Below are 18,927 nucleotides of genomic sequence, written 5' to 3'. Positions count from 1 at the left end.
ATTGAAACTACGCTTAACTTAATATCATTTACTAAATATATTTATGAACTTTGCCACATGGCGGGTATCTACATACATATTCCTTTTTGCAAGCAGGCATGTCATTACTGTGATTTTCATTTTAGTACCTCGCTTAAATACAAAGACGAGCTGTTGCATGCGCTGGTAAAAGAAATTAAACTGCAAAAAAACTATCTGGATAATGAAACTGTAGAAACCATTTACTTTGGTGGTGGCACCCCCTCGCTACTGGAAGCTGATGATATCAACCAGTTGATCAATGCGATTACAGAACTGCACACGGTATCATCCGGCGCCGAGATAACATTGGAAGCTAATCCCGACGACCTGATTGATGCCAAAGTAAAAGCACTTCGCCAAACCGATGTAAACCGCTTTAGCATTGGGATCCAATCATTTTTTGACGAAGATCTGCTTTGGATGAACCGGGCGCATCGCAGCAGGCATGCCGAGGCTTCTGTTAAAAGGGTTCAGGATGCAGGCTTTGAAAATATCACTGCCGATCTGATCTACGGCTATCCTTTGCTGACGGATACCAAGTGGAAGCAAAACCTGGATAAGATATTTGATCTATCAATCCCTCATATATCTTCCTACTCCATGACCGTTGAGCCGCAAACCGCTCTGGCGGCCTTCATCAGCAAAAAAAAGCAACCGCCCATGAATGATCAGCAGAGTGCAGCCCAGTTCACCGTATTGATGGACGCGATGACCGATCATGGTTTTGAGCATTATGAAATATCAAACTTTTGCAAACCCGGGCATTATTCCAGGCATAACTCCAACTACTGGCAGGGAGTAAAATATCTGGGCATAGGTCCATCGGCTCATTCCTTTAACAGCGAAGCCCGGCAATGGAATATAGCCAATAATGCCAAATACATACAAAGCATTGAAACCGGTAAGCTCCCGGCCGAAACCGAAACGCTCACGGAAGAGAATCGCCTGAATGAATATATCATGACCTCCATACGTACCATGTGGGGCCTCAATCTGGATAAATTGAATGCGATAGCCAAAGCATCTGCAACTCCATTGCTTATTGCTGCCCGGCAGTATTTTGATAATGGCTGGATAAATCAACAGGATAACATTTTATACCTTAGCCCTACCGGTAAACTTTATGCTGATAATATTGCTGCTGGCCTATTTTTCTAATTGATTATAGTATTTAGATCGGCAGGTTGTAAGAATTAATGGGATCAATAAAACCGTTGTGTAATGCTCCCCGTATCTTCTTTCAAATAGCGCTTATTATAAAACTTAACAAAACCATCAAGAGCTCGTGATAGTTTTGTTACATTGAAAAACAAAACAAACCAGCACCTTTAGGTGTCATTTAAAAACAATTTGATAAACTAATCACATCATGAAAAAACTGATCATAGCGGCGTTAGTATTGGCAACTTCTGCAATAACACTTAAAGCCAACGCCCAAACAAAAATGGTAGGTGGCGCGGCCATGTACCCTACAAAAAATATCATTCAAAATGCTGTTAACTCAAAAGATCATACCACACTGGTAGCTGCTGTTAAAGCTGCAGGTTTAGTGCCTACATTATCATCAGCAGGCCCATTCACTGTGTTTGCACCGACTAATGAAGCATTTAACAAATTGCCAGCCGGCACTGTCGATAACCTGGTTAAACCCGCAAACAAGGCTACTTTAATAAAAATTTTAACCTATCACGTAATCGCCGGTAAACTAAGCGCGGCCGATCTTTTGGCAAAGGTAAAAGACGGAAATGGCAAAGCCGAACTGAGTACCCTAAGTGGTGGAACTTTAACAGTTATGGAACAAGGCAAAAAGTTATACCTGGTGGATGAGAAAGGCGGCAAATCATGGATCAGCATTGCCGATGTTAATCAGAGCAATGGCGTAATACATGTAGTTAACACTGTACTCATGCCAAATTAAGTTAAACATCCTAATAAAATTAATACAAAGCCCTGATGCGAAAGCATCGGGCTTTTTTATGCGTTAGCGCAAATTTGATAACCTGATGAAGGCTCGCTTTAAAAAAGACTACATGGACTGGAAAGAAAAACTGGCTATTAAGCGTGCACAAAATGCATTAATGGCTGGCAAATCTTAGGGTCAATTATATTTTTTAACATAAAAGCTTATACCTTTTGGGGTTTTATTTCGTTATTTTGTTTGCTTTTCGGTATTTAAGTTAAATTAGTTTAAATAAAACAGCCGAAAAGCAATTACAATATGAGTTTTATCCTCCACCCGATTGATACTGTTGAAAATATTTCTCCTGAAGATTTTAAGAAGAACTATTTAGATCCCCGCCGTCCGCTGGTTATAAAAGGCTTGACCAAAAGCTGGCCCGCCCGCGAAAAATGGACACCGGAATATTTAAAGCAGGTTGTAGGCAAAAAGGTGGTGCCCTTATACGACAATTCAAAAGCCGATCCTTCAAAACCCATCAACTCATCGGCAACCGAAATGCCTTTTGATGATTATATCGATATGATTCGCAGCCAGCCTACCGAGCTCAGGATCTTCTTCTTTAATATTTTCAAACAAGCTCCTCAACTTTTGGATGACATCGTATTGCCAAAAGACCTGATGGGTGGTTTTTTAGAAAGTATGCCCGCTATGTTTTTCGGCGGTTCCAATTCCGTTACTTTTTTACATTACGATATTGATCTGCCGCACATTTTTCATACGCATTTTGGCGGCCGTAAGCACGTGATCCTGTTTGAAAACAAATGGAAACGTCGCTTATACTGCATCCCGAACGCTACCTACGCTTTGGAGGACTATGATGTGGCAAATCCGGATGTCAAAAAATTCCCCGCGCTGGATGGCGTAGAGGGTATTGAAGTATTTTTAGAGCATGGCGATACCTTGTTTATGCCTACCGGTTACTGGCATTGGATGAAATATATCGACGGATCATATTCTCTGAGCCTGCGTGCCTGGGATGCTTCTATCAGTCGCAAAGCTGCCAGTTTGTATAACCTGGCCATCAAAGGTGGAGTTGACAGCGTATTGAAAATGGCCTTCAAAGAAAAATATGCCAAATTCCGCGAAGAACTGGCCGTAAAATGGGCTAACCGCGAATTGGCTGCCGGGAAACCTTTTTAAGTTGTAAGTTGGACGTATTACGTTATACGTTTAAAATATGCAATAGCGATGATTTCACTCATCGCTATTTTTGTTGAAGCTTTTCCGTCTCAAATCTCATATCTAACATCTCATATCCTTACGATGTATGATCACACACGATCTTCCACTCCCCATTTATTTTTCTGAACCATAAAGTATAAAATCCACCAGGCGCATCTTTTGCACGCGTTAATTTCCAGCCACCAAACAAAAAGGCATTGGTGGCATCCAGCACTTTTACCTGTAATATGGTAAATTTAAGCTGCCCCATAGCTGCCTTATCCGGATAGCCTTTTTTATAATGATCAAGCGCTGTTTGCCATCCATAATTGGGCACTGCTTTACTTACAAACAACAACGAATCTGATTTCCAGTAACCCTGCATAAAACCATCAATGTCGCCCTTGTTCCAGGCCAGTTCCTGGTCATGCATCACTTTGAGTATGGCCTGCCTGTCCTGGGCTTGCGCGAAATAGGAGATCAAGATTAGGAAACAGGATAATATGTATTTTTTCATACCCTAATATAAACAGGATTTAGCGGATGAATACGATCTGGATGAAAAAGATCCTGCAGATTTTTAATTTCCGGGCAATGTCAAAAATTCGTTTAATCCTTCCAATCGGTAAATCCTGTTAAAAATCCTGTTATATTTGAGCTATACTACACCAAACTTTACATCAACTTTATGAACAATCAAGTATTAAGCTTCGGCGAAGTTTTATGGGATACTTTTGGCGATGGTAAAAAAGCCGGTGGCGCTCCCATGAATGTGGCAAGACATTTGGTGCAGCAGGGCGTTAGTGTTGCTTTTGCAAGCTCAGTTGGTATAGATAGTAGTGGCGATGGTCTGGTCAATTTTTTACAAAAAAGCGGTCTTAACTCCCCCCTTATACAGCGCGATGATGAGTTACCAACCTGTGAGGTAACGGTGCAGCTTGACGAAAACAACCAGGCAACCTATATTATACCCACCCCTGTGTCCTGGGATAATATCCAAACCACTGATGAATTAACCGCAGCCGGCAAAAAAGTATCAGCGATTGTGTATGGAAGCCTGGCCTGCCGCGATACCACCACCCGCGAAACACTGCTTAACCTGCTTGATGAAACACCCGCGCTGAAAATTTTTGATGTAAACCTCAGGCCGCCGCACTATACATTATCTACCATCGAAACACTTGCGGCACGTGCCCATGTTGTAAAGATGAACGAGGAGGAAGCTACCCTTTTGATAGGTGGCAGCAGCGATTCACTGCGCGATCAGATCACTGAGTTCCGTTCCAAATATCATAATCAAACCATTTGCGTAACCCGTGGCGAAAACGGTGCCATTGTATGGCACGACCATGAATTTTATGAAAGCCCGGGTTGCCCTGTAAAAGTAAGCGATTCAGTAGGTGCCGGAGATGCTTTCCTGGCTACTTTTGTAGCTGGTTTACTGGCCAATCACCCTATGCAAACCATTGTTGATAAAGCATGTTCTGTAGGGGCTTTTGTGGCCAGCCAGCGTGGTGCCAATCCAGTTTACCCATCGGAATTGCTGAATAGCTTAGCATATTTGTAAAAAATTCAAAACTTTCCCTCCCCCCAGTCAGCAGAACAGCTTCGGACGAAAGCGGGCAGAACAATGGTGGCCTGTGCAGATGCGGGACATAGCAAGTTTTTGCTGAAGCGATGGACAGGGCGAACGAAGTAGCGCAAAATAAATGCAGCCCTGGTTCTGTCCGGTTTGCGGGGCAAAGGCCATGAACGCAAAGAAGCATTTCTGCTGACTTGATTTTTGGTTACTTTGTATCAAGACAAAGTAACAGCCCTAGCGGCAATTGAGCGCTATACGGCATACATTCTCGCCCTGTATAATGGGGATTGCCACGCTACGCTCGCAATGACGTGTTTTTTAGTTTTTAATCCGCACATCTGAAATCTGCACATCTATCAGATTGTCATACTTACCTAACAATTTGCTTTAGTACCTGTCAAACCAAACTTTTAAGAATAATTATCCGTTTCTTTATGTAAGAAAGGACACGATATGCGCGGTTTTGGATTTTCCAAATTTAAGCCAAACCAGATCCCCAAAGGCGGATTTGAAGAATTATTAAAATTATTCCTGGAATTGCTCAACTATACTTCGGGCGATGCAGGCGAAGCTTTAGCCTGGCTTAATGAACTCGATAAACAATACAACCTTACCAATGATGATTATGGTATGGGTGATTTTATTGACGAACTAAAACAAAAAGGCTACCTGGACGAGGACCGTCAGAACGGTGGTTTTAACATCACCGCCAAAACAGAACAAAGCATCAGGCAATCAGCACTGGAAGAAATATTCGGCAAGCTCAAAAAATCAGGTAAAGGCAATCACCGCAGTCCGCAATCAGGGCAGGGAGATGAAAAAAATGCCGAACGCCGCGAGTTTGAGTTTGGCGACAGTTTGGATCAGATAGATATGACCCAATCTATCCATAACGCACAGGTTAACCATGGCATTGGCGATTTTATGATGACCGAACGCGACCTGGAAGTAGAGGAAATGGATTATAAGACCCTCACTTCTACTGTGCTGATGATCGATATTTCACACTCCATGATCTTATATGGGGAAGACAGGATAACCCCTGCCAAAAAAGTGGCTATGGCTTTGGCCGAACTGATCCGCACCAAATACCCTAAAGACACCCTGGATATTGTAGTTTTTGGTAACGATGCCTGGCCCATTACCTTACAGGACCTGCCTTATTTACAGGTTGGCCCATACCATACCAATACCTATGCAGGCTTGGAACTGGCTACCGACCTGCTCCGCAGGCGTAAAACACACAACAAACAGATCTTTATGATCACCGATGGTAAGCCTACCTGCTTAAAGGAAGGCACCCGGTACTATAAAAACAGCATCGGGCTCGACAGAAAAGTGGTAAACAAAACGCTGAATATGGCGGCCCAATGCAAACGCTTAAAAATACCTATTACCACCTTTATGATCGCTAAGGACCCTTATCTGCAGCAGTTTGTTCGTAAATTTACGGAAACCAACGGCGGCAAGGCTTTTTACAGTTCTTTAAATAATTTAGGGGAGTACATTTTTGAGGATTATGCCAGAAACAGAAGAAAATCGGTAAGGTAAGATCAGATACAAGAAGTTAGAGTCAAGAATCAGGACAGAAGAAAATCGGTGAAATCAAAAAAGCATCAGTGAAATCAAAGCAATGAAGATTGACCGTATAGATCACCTGGTTTTAACCGTAAATGATATAGAGACAACCTGCGCATTTTATACAAACGTGTTAGGTATGGAGGTTGAAACATTTGGGGAGAATAGAAAAGCCCTGAAGTTTGGTAATCAAAAACTCAACCTGCATCAAAAAGGAAAGGAGTTTGAGCCAAAAGCTGATCATCCTACACCCGGTGCTATTGATATTTGTTTTATCATAACAGACACTATTGAACAGCTTAAAGCAGAACTCAAAAATAAGAACATACAAACACAGGGAATATTTGAACGTACTGGTGCAACCGGCAAAATACGATCTATCTATTTCCGCGACCCCGATCAAAATCTGATCGAGGTTAGTAATTACCTATAACAAAGCATTTAGATGAATAAACTACTGGATATAAAAACCCTTGGTGAGTTAAAAAAAACGGATTACAAAAGCCGATCGGTAAAAGATGAATTACGTGCCAACCTGATCACTCAATTAAAAAAACGCGAAGGTGGTTTTGAAGGTATTGTTGGTTTTGAAGACACGGTTATCCCCGACCTGCAAACCGCTATTCTATCAAGGCACAACATATTACTGCTAGGCTTACGTGGTCAGGCTAAAACGCGTATCGCGCGCCTGCTGGTTAACCTGCTGGACGAATATATACCTTATATTGAAGGCTCAGACCTGTTTGATGATCCGTATAACCCCATCTCCTGGTACGGCCATAACGCGGTAACTCAATTAGGTGATGCTACCCCCATCGGCTGGATCCACCGTTCAGAGCGTTATACCGAAAAACTGGCTACACCTGATGTGACCGTTGCCGACCTGATCGGTGATGTCGATCCTATCAAGGCTGCCACTTTAAAACTAACCTACTCAGACGAACGGGTTATCCACTTTGGATTGATCCCCCGTGCACACCGTGGTATCTTTGTGATCAATGAACTTCCGGATCTGCAGGCCCGTATCCAGGTGTCATTATTTAATATACTCCAGGAAAGAGATATCCAGATTCGCGGTTTTAAACTGCGTTTACCACTGGATATCCAGTTTGTATTTACCGCCAACCCGGAAGATTATACCAACCGCGGCTCCATTGTTACGCCTCTAAAAGACCGTATCGAAAGTCAGATATTAACGCATTACCCCCGCACGGTTGAAATTTCCCGAAAGATCACCCAGCAGGAAGCATCCCTTACCGATGAGCAGCGTGCCAATATTGAGGCCGATAGCCTGGTAAAAAACCTGGTGGAGCAGATCGCTTTTGAAGCCCGTAATTCTGAATATATCGATAAAAAATCGGGTGTATCAGCACGTTTAACCATCTCTGCATTTGAAAACCTGATCAGCAATGCCGAGCGCCGCATGATCATCAATAACGAAACCAGCACTTTTGTACGTATTACCGACTTTTTAGGGGTGATACCGGCCATCACCGGCAAAATTGAACTGGTATATGAAGGCGAACTGGAAGGCCCTGGTAAAGTGGCCAACATTTTGATAGGCAAAGCCATTAAATCTTCTTTACTAGAGTTTTTCCCTGACCCTGAAAAAGCTAAAAAGACCAAAGGTGTAAACCCTTATGCCAGCATTATAAACTGGTTTGGCGAAGGCAATAACCTGGCACTGGTTGATGATATGCCGCTGCAGGACTATAAAAAAGCCCTTAATGAGGTGGCCGGATTAAAAGACCTGGTTAAAAAAACACATCCACGCCTCACCGAAAATCAACAGCTACTGCTGATGGAGTTTGTATTGCATGGCCTGTCGGAGTTTTCACAACTCAACAAAGGTTTCTTAGATAATGGCTTCGCGTTTTCAGATATGTTCAACAGTTTGTTTAATTTGCAGCCCGATGACGAAGACGATCTTGATTTAGACGACGATCGTTATTAATTTGAACAAAGGTTAGGTATCAAGTAGCTACTTGATACCAAGAAAACGCATAAAAGTTAATGAGGGAACAGGCACTCAACATAACACTGATTGTTACTATACTGCTGCTGATTGACCTGTACGTATTGCACGGTATACGCGGCGCGTTTAAAAAATGGAAGTTGCCCCACTCGGGCGACTTTACTTTTTTTTACTGGTTTATTTCTGTTTTTTTAATAGCCTCTTTGCTATCGGCTGTTTATATCAACCTGGGTGTAGGTCCAAGAGCAGCAGCATTGATGGCTTTTTTCCTGATCTTTTTAGGGAAAATATCCTTTTTGCCTTTTCTCATGATCGATGATCTGAGGCGGATGCTGGTATTGCGACGTAACAGGTTAAAAAGAAAACCCGAAGATATCAGTATCCCCCCTCAGGAACACGCCATACCCCGTTCGGAATTTTTGATGAAAGCCGGCTTACTTGCGGGTGCCATACCCCTGGCTGCCATCAAGATCAGCATGCCTAAAGGTTTGTATGACTATCATGTAAAATATCAAACCATGTACCTGCCCAATTTGCCAAAAGCCTTTGATGGTATTAAACTGGGCCAAATATCAGATATACACTCGGGCAGTTTTTTTAATAAAAAGGCAGTACTTGGCGGCGTTGAGATGCTGTTGAAGGAGAAACCAGATCTCATATTTTTCACCGGTGATCTGGTAAATGGGCAGGCCAATGAAATGAGCGATTATCAAGACATTTTCTCTAAGGTAAAAGCTCCGTTGGGTGTTTATAGTTCATTGGGCAATCATGATTATGGCGATTACGGAAAATGGGATTCATTGGCCGATAAAAAGAAAGATCATGAGAATCTGATAGCCACTCATAAAAATATGGGCTGGAATTTGTTGCTTAACGAACACAAACGTTTAAAAGTAAATGGCGAAGAGATAGGCATACTGGGAGTTGAAAACTGGGGTGAATTGAGTATGTTTCCCAAATATGGCCGCATGGATCTGACTACCAAAAATACGGATGACCTCCCGGTAAAACTATTGTTATCACATGATCCCTCACATTGGCGCGGAGAAATATTGTCTCAATACCCACAAATAGATGCCATGTTTTCGGGCCATACCCACGGCATGCAGTTTGGCGTTCGTACCGATTACTTTCAATGGAGCCCTATTGAATACGTTTACAAAGAGTGGGCCGGCCTGTACCAGGAAGGTAAACAGCAATTATACGTGAACGTGGGCTACGGTTTTGTTGGTTTGGCAGGAAGGGTTGGAATATTACCGGAGATTACGATATTTACATTAAAAGCCGGCCAGGACCCTTTGGGAAACCGATCTTAACAGATCAAAATGCAGGCGGATATTCATAACAAATGAAAAAAATATTTCAACCTGTTTTTGACTTTCTGCTCTTCAGTAATATTTTCATGTCGCTTTGCGCCGTTGCCCAGGCCCTGCTCACCTTTCAATTGGTCGGTGAAAAACCGATGTTTCCTGTTTTAGCATTGCTATTTACATCAACCCTGGGCATTTACAATTTTTGCATCCTTATTGCACGCCCCAAACAGCCCGAATCATCACCATATAAACGGGTGCGCTGGTTTTTTGCACACTACAGGCTCATGGTAACCTTTACTATTGTGTCTTTACTATCCCTTGTACCCCTGTTCTTTTTAATCACTACCGAATCAAAAATATTACTCATTTTCCTGGGTTGCTTATCATTTACCTATGGCTTGCCCTTGTTCACTATTGGTGATCATAAATTCGGTCTTCGTAACATACCCGGCTTAAAACCATTCCTGATCACGCTGGTATGGACACTGAGTTGTGTACTGTTCCCGGTATTGGAGATATTACATCTGCATATCAATGATATCTCCATGCACGATATTACCATCCTGATAGCCAAACGCTTTCTGTTTATCGGCGCCCTCACCATTCCCTTTGATATCCGCGACTTGTTTGATGACCGCAAACAAGGTTTAAAAACCATCCCGGTTGCATGGGGCGAAAAAAATGCCTACCTGTTTTGCCAGGTTCTGCTCGCTGGCTATGTTGTTTTATTATTTCTGTTCAGAGCTAATGGCTTTAGTACTGATTTTTGGGCCTTAACTGCTACCGTTATTTTAACAGGCTGGCTCATATTCAAATCGGCCTGGGAAAAGAATGAGTATTACTATTTCTTTTATATGGATGGGGTGCTCATATTACAATATGTGATACTGATGGCATTCCGGTTCCTTTTTGGCCATTAGAACAATGGCGGCTAACTTCAACAATTCAGCCTGGTTTTATGATGGTCTTTCCCGCCTGGTATATGGTCGTGCGTTGATAAATGCTCAATTATACCTGCTTGGTTTTATCGCACCTGGTTCCCGGGTACTTATTGTGGGAGGCGGTACCGGCTGGATATTGGAAGAGCTTACAAAAATACACCCTTCTGGTCTATGCATTACTTATGTTGAAATTGCAGCAGCCATGATGGATCTATCAAAAAAAAGAGATAGTGGCAGCAACGAGGTAGTTTATATTCAAAGTGCCATTGAACAAGTAAACCTAACACCCGATTTTGACGCAGTGATCACCCCCTTCTTGTTTGATAATTTTACGGAGCAAACGCTACATATAGTATTTACCCATATCCATGCTTTACTAAAACCACAGGGCTTCTGGCTCAATGCAGATTTTCAACTTACTGGCAGGTGGTGGCAACGGTTTTTATTAAAAAGCATGTTTGTTTTTTTCAGGTTGATCTGTGGTATCGAGGCCAGTAAATTACCCGGGATAAAGACGCGTTTCACTGCTAACAGCTGTGCCATGGTAGATGAAAAGACCTTTTTTAATGATTTTATTGTGGCAGGTGTATATCGGAATAATGTGGCCTAATCATACCAATCAACACTTAGATCAATCCATAATGGATTACTTGCAATAACTAAATCAACTTTCCTTTGTGGTGAACCGGCTTTTAGTTGTTTTTCTCTAGCAATAGCGTCCTGAATCCACTGATATTCTTCATAATAAACCAGTTTATTACATCCATACTTTGCAGAAAATCCTTTATATATCTTTAGTTTATGCTCGTTTATTCTACTTTGCAAATCACTTGTAACCCCTACATATAACACATCATTTGATCTGTTGGTTATAATATAGACATAGTATTCGTGAACTTTCATAACGTGACAAACAATCTAAAATTTGTCATTGCGAGCGTAGCGTGGCAATCTCATTATGCAAATTACTCATGCTATTCAGGTTTGCTTATCCTGATGAGATTGCTTCGTTCCTCGCAATGACATAGTGAGATGGCTTATTATCAAGTCAATATTCCCCCTACTGGTTATATACAAACTTATACCCTATTCCCCTTACCGTTTGCAGGTATTGCGGTGAATCGGCATTAGTTTCGATCTTTTTACGCAAACGTACAATGTGCATATCCAGGGTACGTGTATTTACATCGGCATTGTAACCCCAAACCTCCATCATCAGCTCTTCGCGGTTAATCACTTTATTTTTATTCTTCAGGAAATAAAGCAATATCCGGTTCTCCAATATGGTCAGTTCAATTTTGCGGTTATCCCTGATCAGTAAGTGCGTATTGGGTAAATGCTCCATATTGGCAAAGCGATACGACTCTGATTTTTCGCTATTAAGCGAGAATTTGATCTTATTGTCGATCATCGCTACCAGCACATCCATATTAAATGGCTTGGTAATATAGTCGGATACACCAAAGTTATAAGCCTCAATCTTATCTACATCCTGGGCCTTTGCCGTCATCATAATGATCAGCTTATCATACCCTTTTTCCCTAATGCTGCTGCATACCTGTGATCCCGGTTTGCCGGGCAACATCCAGTCGAGCAATACAATATCCGGTTGTTCATCCAGTATAATGCTTTCGGCATCGTCGCCGTTATCAGCTTCCAATACTTTATATCCTTCTGACTGTAAGCGTTCTGCCACCAGAAAACGCAGGTTTTCATCATCTTCAACCAGCGCAATTTTAATTTCCTTGTTCATATTTTAATTTTCATATGGAAGCGTGACTATAAATTCCGAACCCTCATTAACTTTACTGTGAACAACTATATCGCCATCCATAAAATTAACCAGTTCTTTACAAAAAGCCAAACCCAAGCCCACGCTTCCGTTTTGGTTATACTGATTTTCTATCCTGTAAAATTTCTTAAATATATTATTTAACTCCTCTTTAGGTATACCTATGCCCCTGTCAACAAACGAAAATACAATATCACCCTTTTTGTGCGTAATATTTATATTCAGCTCCTTTTTTTGCGGATGGGAATATTTGTAAGCGTTTTCGATCAGATTCTGGAATACACTACCCAATAACACCGGATCGGTATAAAATGTGTCAACACCGTTTATTTTACAATTCAATTTAAAGTCGGGATATTTTATTTTAAACGTATCGGTATACCGGCTTACAAAATCATCTACCACTATTTCTTCCTTTTTAAGCGTGATGGATTTATTTTCAAGTTGGGTAAATGACAACAACTTATTCATCAGATCATTAAGCTTATCGGCTTCTTCATCCAGTATTTTGCCATAATGCTTACGTTGTCTTTCGGTAAGCTCTCCGTCGCCGCGCAGGTTTGATCCCGCGATTTTTATAACGCTTACAGGTGTTTTAAACTCATGGGTAAAATTATTAATAAAGTCGTACTGCAGCTTAAACAGCTTGATGTTGACATTAAGGTTGCGGTAAATAAGCCAGCCAATAAGTACTAAAAAAAGCGATATCAATAGCACCACTGCGCCAATAGGCATAAAACGCCGGTTAATTTCGTTAGCCAGGTAACCCCGCTCTGAGCTAAAAAATAATTTATAATCAGAAAATGAAATAGGGAGCGAAACTTCGGTTATCAACTTATTACCTTCGCTATCAACAGGATCATAAACAACAGGTTGTATGGATACACTCTGGTACAGCTCATGTCTTGTGTTTTTTATCTTTAACCGGTACGGGTCGAGATGAAAGGTCATCATGTTTTGTTTGTACGATGCCTTAACGGTATTTCGTTGCTGCAGATCACGGTATATTCTAATATCCTCACGCCTTAATATATTAGTGTAACTGATCTTATTGGGTTTTACATCCCAAAATGTCTTGAACAACTCATCCTGGCTGGATACCCGGCTTGTATCAGAAAAAGCGATATAGTTATCGAGCTTAACCGCCATTTCTTTAAAATCAGACTCATCAGAGGGACTGATCCTTTTGGCTCCAAACACCTTCCCTCTTTTATACCAATATTGATATATCCCTCTAACAGATATATCCAGGTTGTTTCTGCGGATGGTGATAGGAGCTTTACTGCCTATCAGTACGTCATAAAAAACGATACTTCTTACAAATGCATAATCATGAAAAACCGATGCTGCATATTTGGCTGCCGAAGCAGAGTCTAAAAAACCCTGATACGAGGTGATCTCAGGTATTTTATTCTGAAAAAAATCATAATACGGCTTTATAGTTTGCTCCAATACTTCAATTTTTTTTGAACCAAACTCATTCTCCACATATTTTGCCGTAAGGTTGTAGGATACAAAAAGCGCCACCACAAAAGTTACCGATATGAGCACCAAAAATATGATGATCAGCAAAAAGCTTTTGCGGTAAGCATTTTTATGTACAGGCATAAGGGGTATTATGGTTTAACCCGCATGTTATAATCCAGGAATTTTTCTATCTCGGCGTACATTTCCATGCGGTTATGCTCATTTCTGAAAAAAGCCCGTTCATTGGGTTTTAAAAAATATTTTACATCAACATTATGCTTACGTAGTTCGCCCACAAACTGGTTAAGCTCGCTGATATTCGCCCGCTGATCTTTGGCTCCCTGGAAAATAATTAACGGTGCTTTTATCTTATCCGTATGAAACACCGGGGAAATAGCCCTGAGTTGATCAGCATCTGTTTCGGGATTGCCCACCATTTCATATATCATTTTTAAATAAGGCTTTAAAAATGGCGGCGCATCCTTAATAAAAGTAAAAAAGTTAATGAGCCCGTTTTGTACAACGGCACAGTTATAAAGCTCCGGATGAAATGAGATACCATAAAGTGCCGAAAAACCGCCAAAGCCATTACCAAAAATGGCTATCTTTTTGGGGTTGGCTATCTTTTGCGCTATAAGCCAGTGTACACCATCGGTTATATCGTCCTGTATTTTACCGCCCACCTGCTTAAATCCGGCACTCCTGAAAGCTTTACCATATCCGGTTGAGCCGCGATAATTCACCTGGAAAACAGCATATCCCCTGTTAGCTAAAAACTGCACGCGCTCATCATATCCCCAGGAGTCGCGGTTACGCCACAGCTCGTCATGTGGTATCACTACTACAGGTAAATTAGTATGTTTACTACCCTGCGGTAATGTTAAATAACCGTTTAACAGCAAGCCATCATGCGCTTTGTAGGAGATAGCTTGCATAGAGCAAAGCTTATCAGGTGTTAAAGCCGGATTAACATCGCCCAGTTTAGTTAGTTTATCTGTATTTTTTTCATACAGATAAAAGGAACCGGGGTTACGATCGGTATAAGTATTCAGGATAAATTTGTTTTCGGCGCTGTCCCGATCCATTACCCTTATTTCATTACCCTTCAGCTCGGGTCGTTGCAGCAGGCTATTATATATTTGCTCTACATCGGATGCCAGAAAATGCTTATGCGGTATGGAATCCTCCCACGAGGCAAACTCAGCCCGGTGCTTGTTCCTGGAATATTCCACATTCAATATGTCGGCCCTATTGCAGCTAAAAATAGTTTTCTGCTCTTTACCATCTTCGGCATTGATCTCAACCAGCGCTGTTTTGTCGCGGTTAACGTTTGACAGGGCATAGAAATAGTTTTTCACACCCGTAAAGGCGATTGGCTTCACCGAGTTTTTAAAGTTATTTTCAATAATAGGCTTAAACGGGGCATCATCACCGGGCCGGTATGATATAGTTTCATTTACACCATCTGATGATTTAACCAGGCGTATTTTACCATCGGCATCAGGGAACCATTCCGTTATATTACCCGGATTGATAAGATAAGGTTTCAGTTCACCTGTTTTTATGTTGAGACGATAGATGTCAAAGTTCGCAGGATCGCGCTTGTTCATTTTAATGGTGATCACATCAGGTTCGCTCTTGCTGCGGTTAAGCATACCCACCTTTACCCTGTTCAATGTCAGCACAGTACGCAGCTTAAGTGATTCCACATCGATAGCATACATCTCAAAGGTGTCAAAATCAATTGCTTCATGACTAAAAACCAATTGATCATTATAGGTCCAGAAATAATCGGGGCGTACAGAAAAATCATCAAAAGAGGTCACCATATGCTCTTTACCATCACTCAATGATTGTACAAAAAGATTCCTCTTCTCTTTATATGATTTCAGATAAGATACATACTTACCATCGGGCGATAGTTTATAAAACATCTTTTCCGGAGCCTTAAAAAAATCGGCAATAGGAATTGGCCTTACTTTATTCTTGCAGGAATATAAGGTTAGTACAAAAACAATTAACAGTAAATGTCTTACTCGACCCAACATGGTAATCACCCCAATTTTATTATTCTGGTCAAATTAGTTAAATAACTTAATGTTATCAAAATGTCACTACAATTTTACCCACCTGTAACGTTATATAATATTAAAATAAATTCCCAGAAACGTAGTAATTATTAATTGACTATTTTTGAGCAGATGAGGGCTTTATTAAATACTGTTATTATTGTTTTGATGATGGCTACCCGGCTTTTTGCACAGGATAATGACCTGCAATTAGCTAAACAATATACCACCAATGGCGAACCCCAAAAAGCCCTTGAAATATACCAGAAATTATACAAACAGAACAACGAAGGTTATTACTCCTACTATGTGAACACCCTGCTCAGCCTCAAAAAATTTGATGAGGCCGAAAGTGTGGTAAAAAAGCTGGTACGTAAACATCCTAACGAAAATCAGTACCAAATTACCCTGGGTACAGTTTATACCCAGCAAGGTAACCTAAGCAAAGCTGACGCCATTTATGACGACCTGATCAAGAATTTACCTGCCGACCGTAATGAAATAGCGATGCTGGCCGGTCAGTTTTACCAGAGTTCGAATTTGGATTATGCTATAAAAATATTCCAACAGGGTCGCAAAACGCTCAACAGTAATGAGGCGTTTACCTATGAGCTTATCAATCTTTACCGTTTTAAAAGAGATAAGGTAAACCTTACCGAAGAGTACCTGAACTTTTTACCGGCGAACCCTAATTTTATTTCCCAGGCCGAAAACGCATTCTCGACCATTTATGAGGGTGATCCCGATTATAATATGCTGAAATCGAATCTGCTGCGACGCATACAAAAAGACCCGCAGCAAACGATATATGCCGAGCTGCTTACCTGGCAATTTATGCAGCAAAAGGAGTTTGACCAGGCCCTGAACCAAGCCCTGGCTTTAAGCCGAAGACAAAATGACGATGGTACCAACATTTTTGAGCTTTGCCGTACCCTAAACTCCAACGAAGCTTATGATGCCGCTATTCGTGGGTATGAGTATATCATTAGCAAGGGTAAAACATCGCCCATGTACATCCCCGCTAAAATTGAGCTCATCAATACTAAAAATTTAAAAGTAACCTCGGGTAAATACCTGCCGACCGATCTGACAGGCCTGGAGCAGGATTATACCGATCTGCTCACTGAGTTCGGTCGTAATAACAGTACCGTTTTTGCTATGCAGAAACTGGCTAACCTCCAGGCCTTTAAACTGCATAAACTTAACGAAGCCCAAAAGTTGCTCGAGGACGCAACAAATATCCCCAACATCAGGCCCGAGTTGCTGGCTTCCTGCAAGCTTGACCTTGGCGATATATACCTGATCAACAAACAGCCCTGGGAAGCAACCCTGTTGTACAGTCAGGTTGAAAAAGATTTCCCTAATACCGATATTAACCAGGATGCCAAATTCAGGAATGCCAAACTGGCTTACTACACTGGCGATTTTACCTGGGCCAAAGGACAGCTTAATGTGTTAAAAGCCGCCACATCACAATTAATTGCCAACGATGCCCTTAACTTACAGCTGTTGATTGACGATAATACGGCAACCGACAGTGTAGGCAATGCCCTGAAAATATATGCCCGGGCCGACCTCCTGATATTTGCCGAACAGCCAGACAAGGCCGTGATGACGCTGGACAGTATCGACAAAAAATTTCCGAACAACAGCCTGAGCGATGATATTCTGATGTCGAAATCAAGGATATTGATACAGCAGAGGAATTATGCCGCTGCCGTACCCCTCCTCAAAAAAATAGCCGACGACCATCCAAATGACCTGTGGGCTGACGACGCCGTTTTTATGCTGGGTGATATTTATGAGAACCGCCTCGACGACAAAGCCAGCGCCAAAGTCTGGTATGAAAAGATCGTTAAAAACTACCCTGGCAGCCTCTGGATCAACGAAGCCCGCAAGCGTTTCAGGCTATTGCGGGGCGATAAGGCGGATTCTTAGACAGTTCATTGGTTCAATGTTCATGGGTTTATTAGTAAATAACGTGAGTTCGGGATAAGAAATGCAAACCTGATGCCGATGTCCGTTATGTTAAAATTGGGTTTACATGGTTTACACTTTTTATGGTTTACATCATTTCAAATTACTGATAATCAATTAATTAACTTATTTTATATCAAAAAAACGGTTTACAGTGTAAACCATAAATAATGGGGTTTACATTGATCAGCTTTAAGCAAAGTATTCAGGGAGCCTTTAAATAACCTGAACTGCTTATCCAGGGCTCACGTTAAATAGTTCATCGGGCAGGACGCATTCAACTAATGAACATTGAACCAATGAACTAATGAACCAATTAATTACTTTTGCAGCACCATGATTGTATACAACGACACCATAATAATTGAAGAAACCATTCACGATGAGTGGCTTAACTGGATCAAGACTGTTCATATACCCGCTATAATGGCTACAGGCTGTTTCCAATCCTACAAGATACTAACGGTTATTGATTCGCCCAACGAAGGGGTTACCTATTGCATCCAGTACAATGCCGATAACATCGAGCAGTTTCAGCAATATTATATGAACCACCTGCACAAGTTCCAGGCTATCCATCAGCAGCAGTTTGATGAAAAGTTTGTGATGTTCAATACCCTGATGAAAGAGGTAGAATAAACTTTTTAAACCTTAAATTTTAACACTTTTCGGCCCGAAAATGGGGTAAAATCGATCGAAAATTGCTCAAAAAACTCTCATTTTAACACTTTTTAACAAATTTCAACGCTGTTCTTAACGTGTTTTTGAAACTTTAAAAAGTATTAATTTATTGACTATCAAATAACTACATAAAAAATAGCCAATTTTTAGGCCAGTTTTCCTCTTAACAAAACAGCCCGACACTCTTATCTTAGAGCGTCGGGCTGTTCTGTTTTATAAATATACGAAATTTTCGCGGCCTTATCAAATGAAAAATCATGTCATTGCGAGCGAAGCGTGGCAATCGCGAACTATACAGAGTCTCTGTACAGCATGCGATTGCTTCGTCGTTCCTCCTCGCAATGACATGGTTTTATTGATCCAATATTATTTTCAAGCCTTACGAAGTTTTAAAAACTTCGTAAGGCTGA

General features: G+C 41.3%; 17 protein-coding genes. 12 read left to right on the top strand and 5 right to left on the bottom strand.

Going from position 1 to position 18,927, the window contains the following annotated elements; genetic code table 11:
* Positions 1-57 precede the first annotated feature (57 nt).
* The 3 genes from hemW (at position 58) to AC57BQ_RS27035 (ending at position 3,121) form a co-directional block, all read left to right on the top strand.
* Positions 58-1,179 carry a radical SAM family heme chaperone HemW gene (gene hemW / locus AC57BQ_RS27045; protein WP_496409201.1) on the top strand — a complete coding sequence of 374 codons (1,122 nt, stop codon included), beginning with the start codon at positions 58-60 and terminating at the stop codon, positions 1,177-1,179.
* 211 nt (positions 1,180-1,390) lie between these two features.
* On the top strand, positions 1,391-1,939 hold the full coding sequence (locus AC57BQ_RS27040) for a fasciclin domain-containing protein (protein WP_496409200.1): 549 nt from the start codon (positions 1,391-1,393) through the stop codon (positions 1,937-1,939).
* Between the two features lie 300 nt (positions 1,940-2,239).
* Entirely contained in the window at positions 2,240-3,121 is an 882-nt protein-coding gene (locus AC57BQ_RS27035; RefSeq protein WP_496409199.1) for a cupin-like domain-containing protein, read from the top strand.
* A 118-nt stretch (positions 3,122-3,239) separates the two neighbouring features.
* Here the strand turns inward: AC57BQ_RS27035 and AC57BQ_RS27030 are convergent, their stop codons facing one another.
* On the bottom strand, positions 3,240-3,659 hold the full coding sequence (locus tag AC57BQ_RS27030) for a YybH family protein (protein WP_496409198.1): 420 nt from the start codon (positions 3,657-3,659) through the stop codon (positions 3,240-3,242).
* A 171-nt stretch (positions 3,660-3,830) separates the two neighbouring features.
* Here AC57BQ_RS27030 and AC57BQ_RS27025 point away from each other — a divergent pair, with 171 nt between their 5' ends.
* The 7 genes from AC57BQ_RS27025 (at position 3,831) to AC57BQ_RS26995 (ending at position 11,141) form a co-directional block, all read left to right on the top strand.
* The gene (locus AC57BQ_RS27025) at positions 3,831-4,709 is read left to right on the top strand and encodes a carbohydrate kinase family protein (RefSeq protein WP_496409197.1); all 879 of its coding nucleotides are present in this window, start codon (positions 3,831-3,833) and stop codon (positions 4,707-4,709) included.
* Between the two features lie 468 nt (positions 4,710-5,177).
* Positions 5,178-6,275 (top strand): vWA domain-containing protein, encoded by a 1,098-nt coding sequence (locus tag AC57BQ_RS27020; RefSeq protein ID WP_496409196.1) that lies wholly within the window; start codon positions 5,178-5,180, stop codon positions 6,273-6,275.
* 82 nt (positions 6,276-6,357) lie between these two features.
* Entirely contained in the window at positions 6,358-6,735 is a 378-nt protein-coding gene (locus tag AC57BQ_RS27015) for a VOC family protein (RefSeq protein ID WP_496409195.1), read from the top strand.
* A gap of 12 nt (positions 6,736-6,747) precedes the next feature.
* On the top strand, positions 6,748-8,256 hold the full coding sequence (locus tag AC57BQ_RS27010; RefSeq protein WP_496409194.1) for a sigma 54-interacting transcriptional regulator: 1,509 nt from the start codon (positions 6,748-6,750) through the stop codon (positions 8,254-8,256).
* A gap of 59 nt (positions 8,257-8,315) precedes the next feature.
* Positions 8,316-9,593, top strand: coding sequence for a metallophosphoesterase (locus AC57BQ_RS27005; RefSeq protein ID WP_496409193.1), 1,278 nt, complete (start codon positions 8,316-8,318; stop codon positions 9,591-9,593).
* 32 nt (positions 9,594-9,625) lie between these two features.
* Positions 9,626-10,510 carry a UbiA prenyltransferase family protein gene (locus AC57BQ_RS27000; RefSeq protein ID WP_496409192.1) on the top strand — a complete coding sequence of 295 codons (885 nt, stop codon included), beginning with the start codon at positions 9,626-9,628 and terminating at the stop codon, positions 10,508-10,510.
* A 4-nt stretch (positions 10,511-10,514) separates the two neighbouring features.
* Entirely contained in the window at positions 10,515-11,141 is a 627-nt protein-coding gene (locus AC57BQ_RS26995; protein WP_496409191.1) for a class I SAM-dependent methyltransferase, read from the top strand.
* On the opposite strand, the gene AC57BQ_RS26990 is transcribed toward AC57BQ_RS26995, so the two are convergent.
* From AC57BQ_RS26990 to AC57BQ_RS26975, 4 genes are all read right to left on the bottom strand, one after another.
* Positions 11,138-11,434: a GIY-YIG nuclease family protein gene (locus tag AC57BQ_RS26990; RefSeq protein WP_496409190.1), complete on the bottom strand. Its 297-nt coding sequence runs from the start codon at positions 11,432-11,434 to the stop codon at positions 11,138-11,140. The two genes, AC57BQ_RS26995 and AC57BQ_RS26990, sit on opposite strands and share 4 nt — an antisense overlap.
* Positions 11,435-11,591: 157 nt before the next feature.
* Positions 11,592-12,284 (bottom strand): response regulator transcription factor, encoded by a 693-nt coding sequence (locus tag AC57BQ_RS26985; RefSeq protein WP_370997271.1) that lies wholly within the window; start codon positions 12,282-12,284, stop codon positions 11,592-11,594.
* 3 nt (positions 12,285-12,287) lie between these two features.
* A complete protein-coding gene (locus AC57BQ_RS26980) occupies positions 12,288-13,931 on the bottom strand; it encodes a sensor histidine kinase (RefSeq protein ID WP_496409189.1) in 1,644 nt (547 codons plus the stop codon).
* An 8-nt stretch (positions 13,932-13,939) separates the two neighbouring features.
* Positions 13,940-15,838 (bottom strand): alpha/beta hydrolase family protein, encoded by a 1,899-nt coding sequence (locus tag AC57BQ_RS26975; protein WP_496409188.1) that lies wholly within the window; start codon positions 15,836-15,838, stop codon positions 13,940-13,942.
* 153 nt (positions 15,839-15,991) lie between these two features.
* On the opposite strand from AC57BQ_RS26975, the gene AC57BQ_RS26970 reads away from it, so the two are divergent.
* Together AC57BQ_RS26970 and AC57BQ_RS26965 are read left to right on the top strand one after the other, a co-directional pair.
* Positions 15,992-17,797: a tetratricopeptide repeat protein gene (locus AC57BQ_RS26970; RefSeq protein WP_496409187.1), complete on the top strand. Its 1,806-nt coding sequence runs from the start codon at positions 15,992-15,994 to the stop codon at positions 17,795-17,797.
* A gap of 375 nt (positions 17,798-18,172) precedes the next feature.
* A complete protein-coding gene (locus AC57BQ_RS26965; protein WP_090471174.1) occupies positions 18,173-18,475 on the top strand; it encodes a DUF4286 family protein in 303 nt (100 codons plus the stop codon).
* The last annotated feature ends 452 nt before the right edge of the window (positions 18,476-18,927 follow it).

The organism is Mucilaginibacter sp. BGA-UO-ETr-C110, assembly GCF_059567985.1.
Note: the sequence above shows the minus strand (reverse complement) of the source record. Positions and strands in the feature narration are given on the sequence as shown.

Coding starts and splice junctions, on each gene's coding strand:
- hemW (WP_496409201.1), top strand. CDS start 58: ATGGCGGGTATCTACATACATATTCCTTTTTGCAAGCAGGCATGTCAT.
- AC57BQ_RS26990 (WP_496409190.1), bottom strand. CDS start 11,434: ATGAAAGTTCACGAATACTATGTCTATATTATAACCAACAGATCAAAT.
- AC57BQ_RS27040 (WP_496409200.1), top strand. CDS start 1,391: ATGAAAAAACTGATCATAGCGGCGTTAGTATTGGCAACTTCTGCAATA.
- AC57BQ_RS26985 (WP_370997271.1), bottom strand. CDS start 12,284: ATGAACAAGGAAATTAAAATTGCGCTGGTTGAAGATGATGAAAACCTG.
- AC57BQ_RS26965 (WP_090471174.1), top strand. CDS start 18,173: ATGATTGTATACAACGACACCATAATAATTGAAGAAACCATTCACGAT.
- AC57BQ_RS26970 (WP_496409187.1), top strand. CDS start 15,992: ATGAGGGCTTTATTAAATACTGTTATTATTGTTTTGATGATGGCTACC.
- AC57BQ_RS27005 (WP_496409193.1), top strand. CDS start 8,316: ATGAGGGAACAGGCACTCAACATAACACTGATTGTTACTATACTGCTG.
- AC57BQ_RS26995 (WP_496409191.1), top strand. CDS start 10,515: ATGGCGGCTAACTTCAACAATTCAGCCTGGTTTTATGATGGTCTTTCC.
- AC57BQ_RS27000 (WP_496409192.1), top strand. CDS start 9,626: ATGAAAAAAATATTTCAACCTGTTTTTGACTTTCTGCTCTTCAGTAAT.
- AC57BQ_RS26975 (WP_496409188.1), bottom strand. CDS start 15,838: ATGTTGGGTCGAGTAAGACATTTACTGTTAATTGTTTTTGTACTAACC.
- AC57BQ_RS27025 (WP_496409197.1), top strand. CDS start 3,831: ATGAACAATCAAGTATTAAGCTTCGGCGAAGTTTTATGGGATACTTTT.
- AC57BQ_RS26980 (WP_496409189.1), bottom strand. CDS start 13,931: ATGCCTGTACATAAAAATGCTTACCGCAAAAGCTTTTTGCTGATCATC.
- AC57BQ_RS27020 (WP_496409196.1), top strand. CDS start 5,178: ATGCGCGGTTTTGGATTTTCCAAATTTAAGCCAAACCAGATCCCCAAA.
- AC57BQ_RS27010 (WP_496409194.1), top strand. CDS start 6,748: ATGAATAAACTACTGGATATAAAAACCCTTGGTGAGTTAAAAAAAACG.
- AC57BQ_RS27015 (WP_496409195.1), top strand. CDS start 6,358: ATGAAGATTGACCGTATAGATCACCTGGTTTTAACCGTAAATGATATA.
- AC57BQ_RS27035 (WP_496409199.1), top strand. CDS start 2,240: ATGAGTTTTATCCTCCACCCGATTGATACTGTTGAAAATATTTCTCCT.
- AC57BQ_RS27030 (WP_496409198.1), bottom strand. CDS start 3,659: ATGAAAAAATACATATTATCCTGTTTCCTAATCTTGATCTCCTATTTC.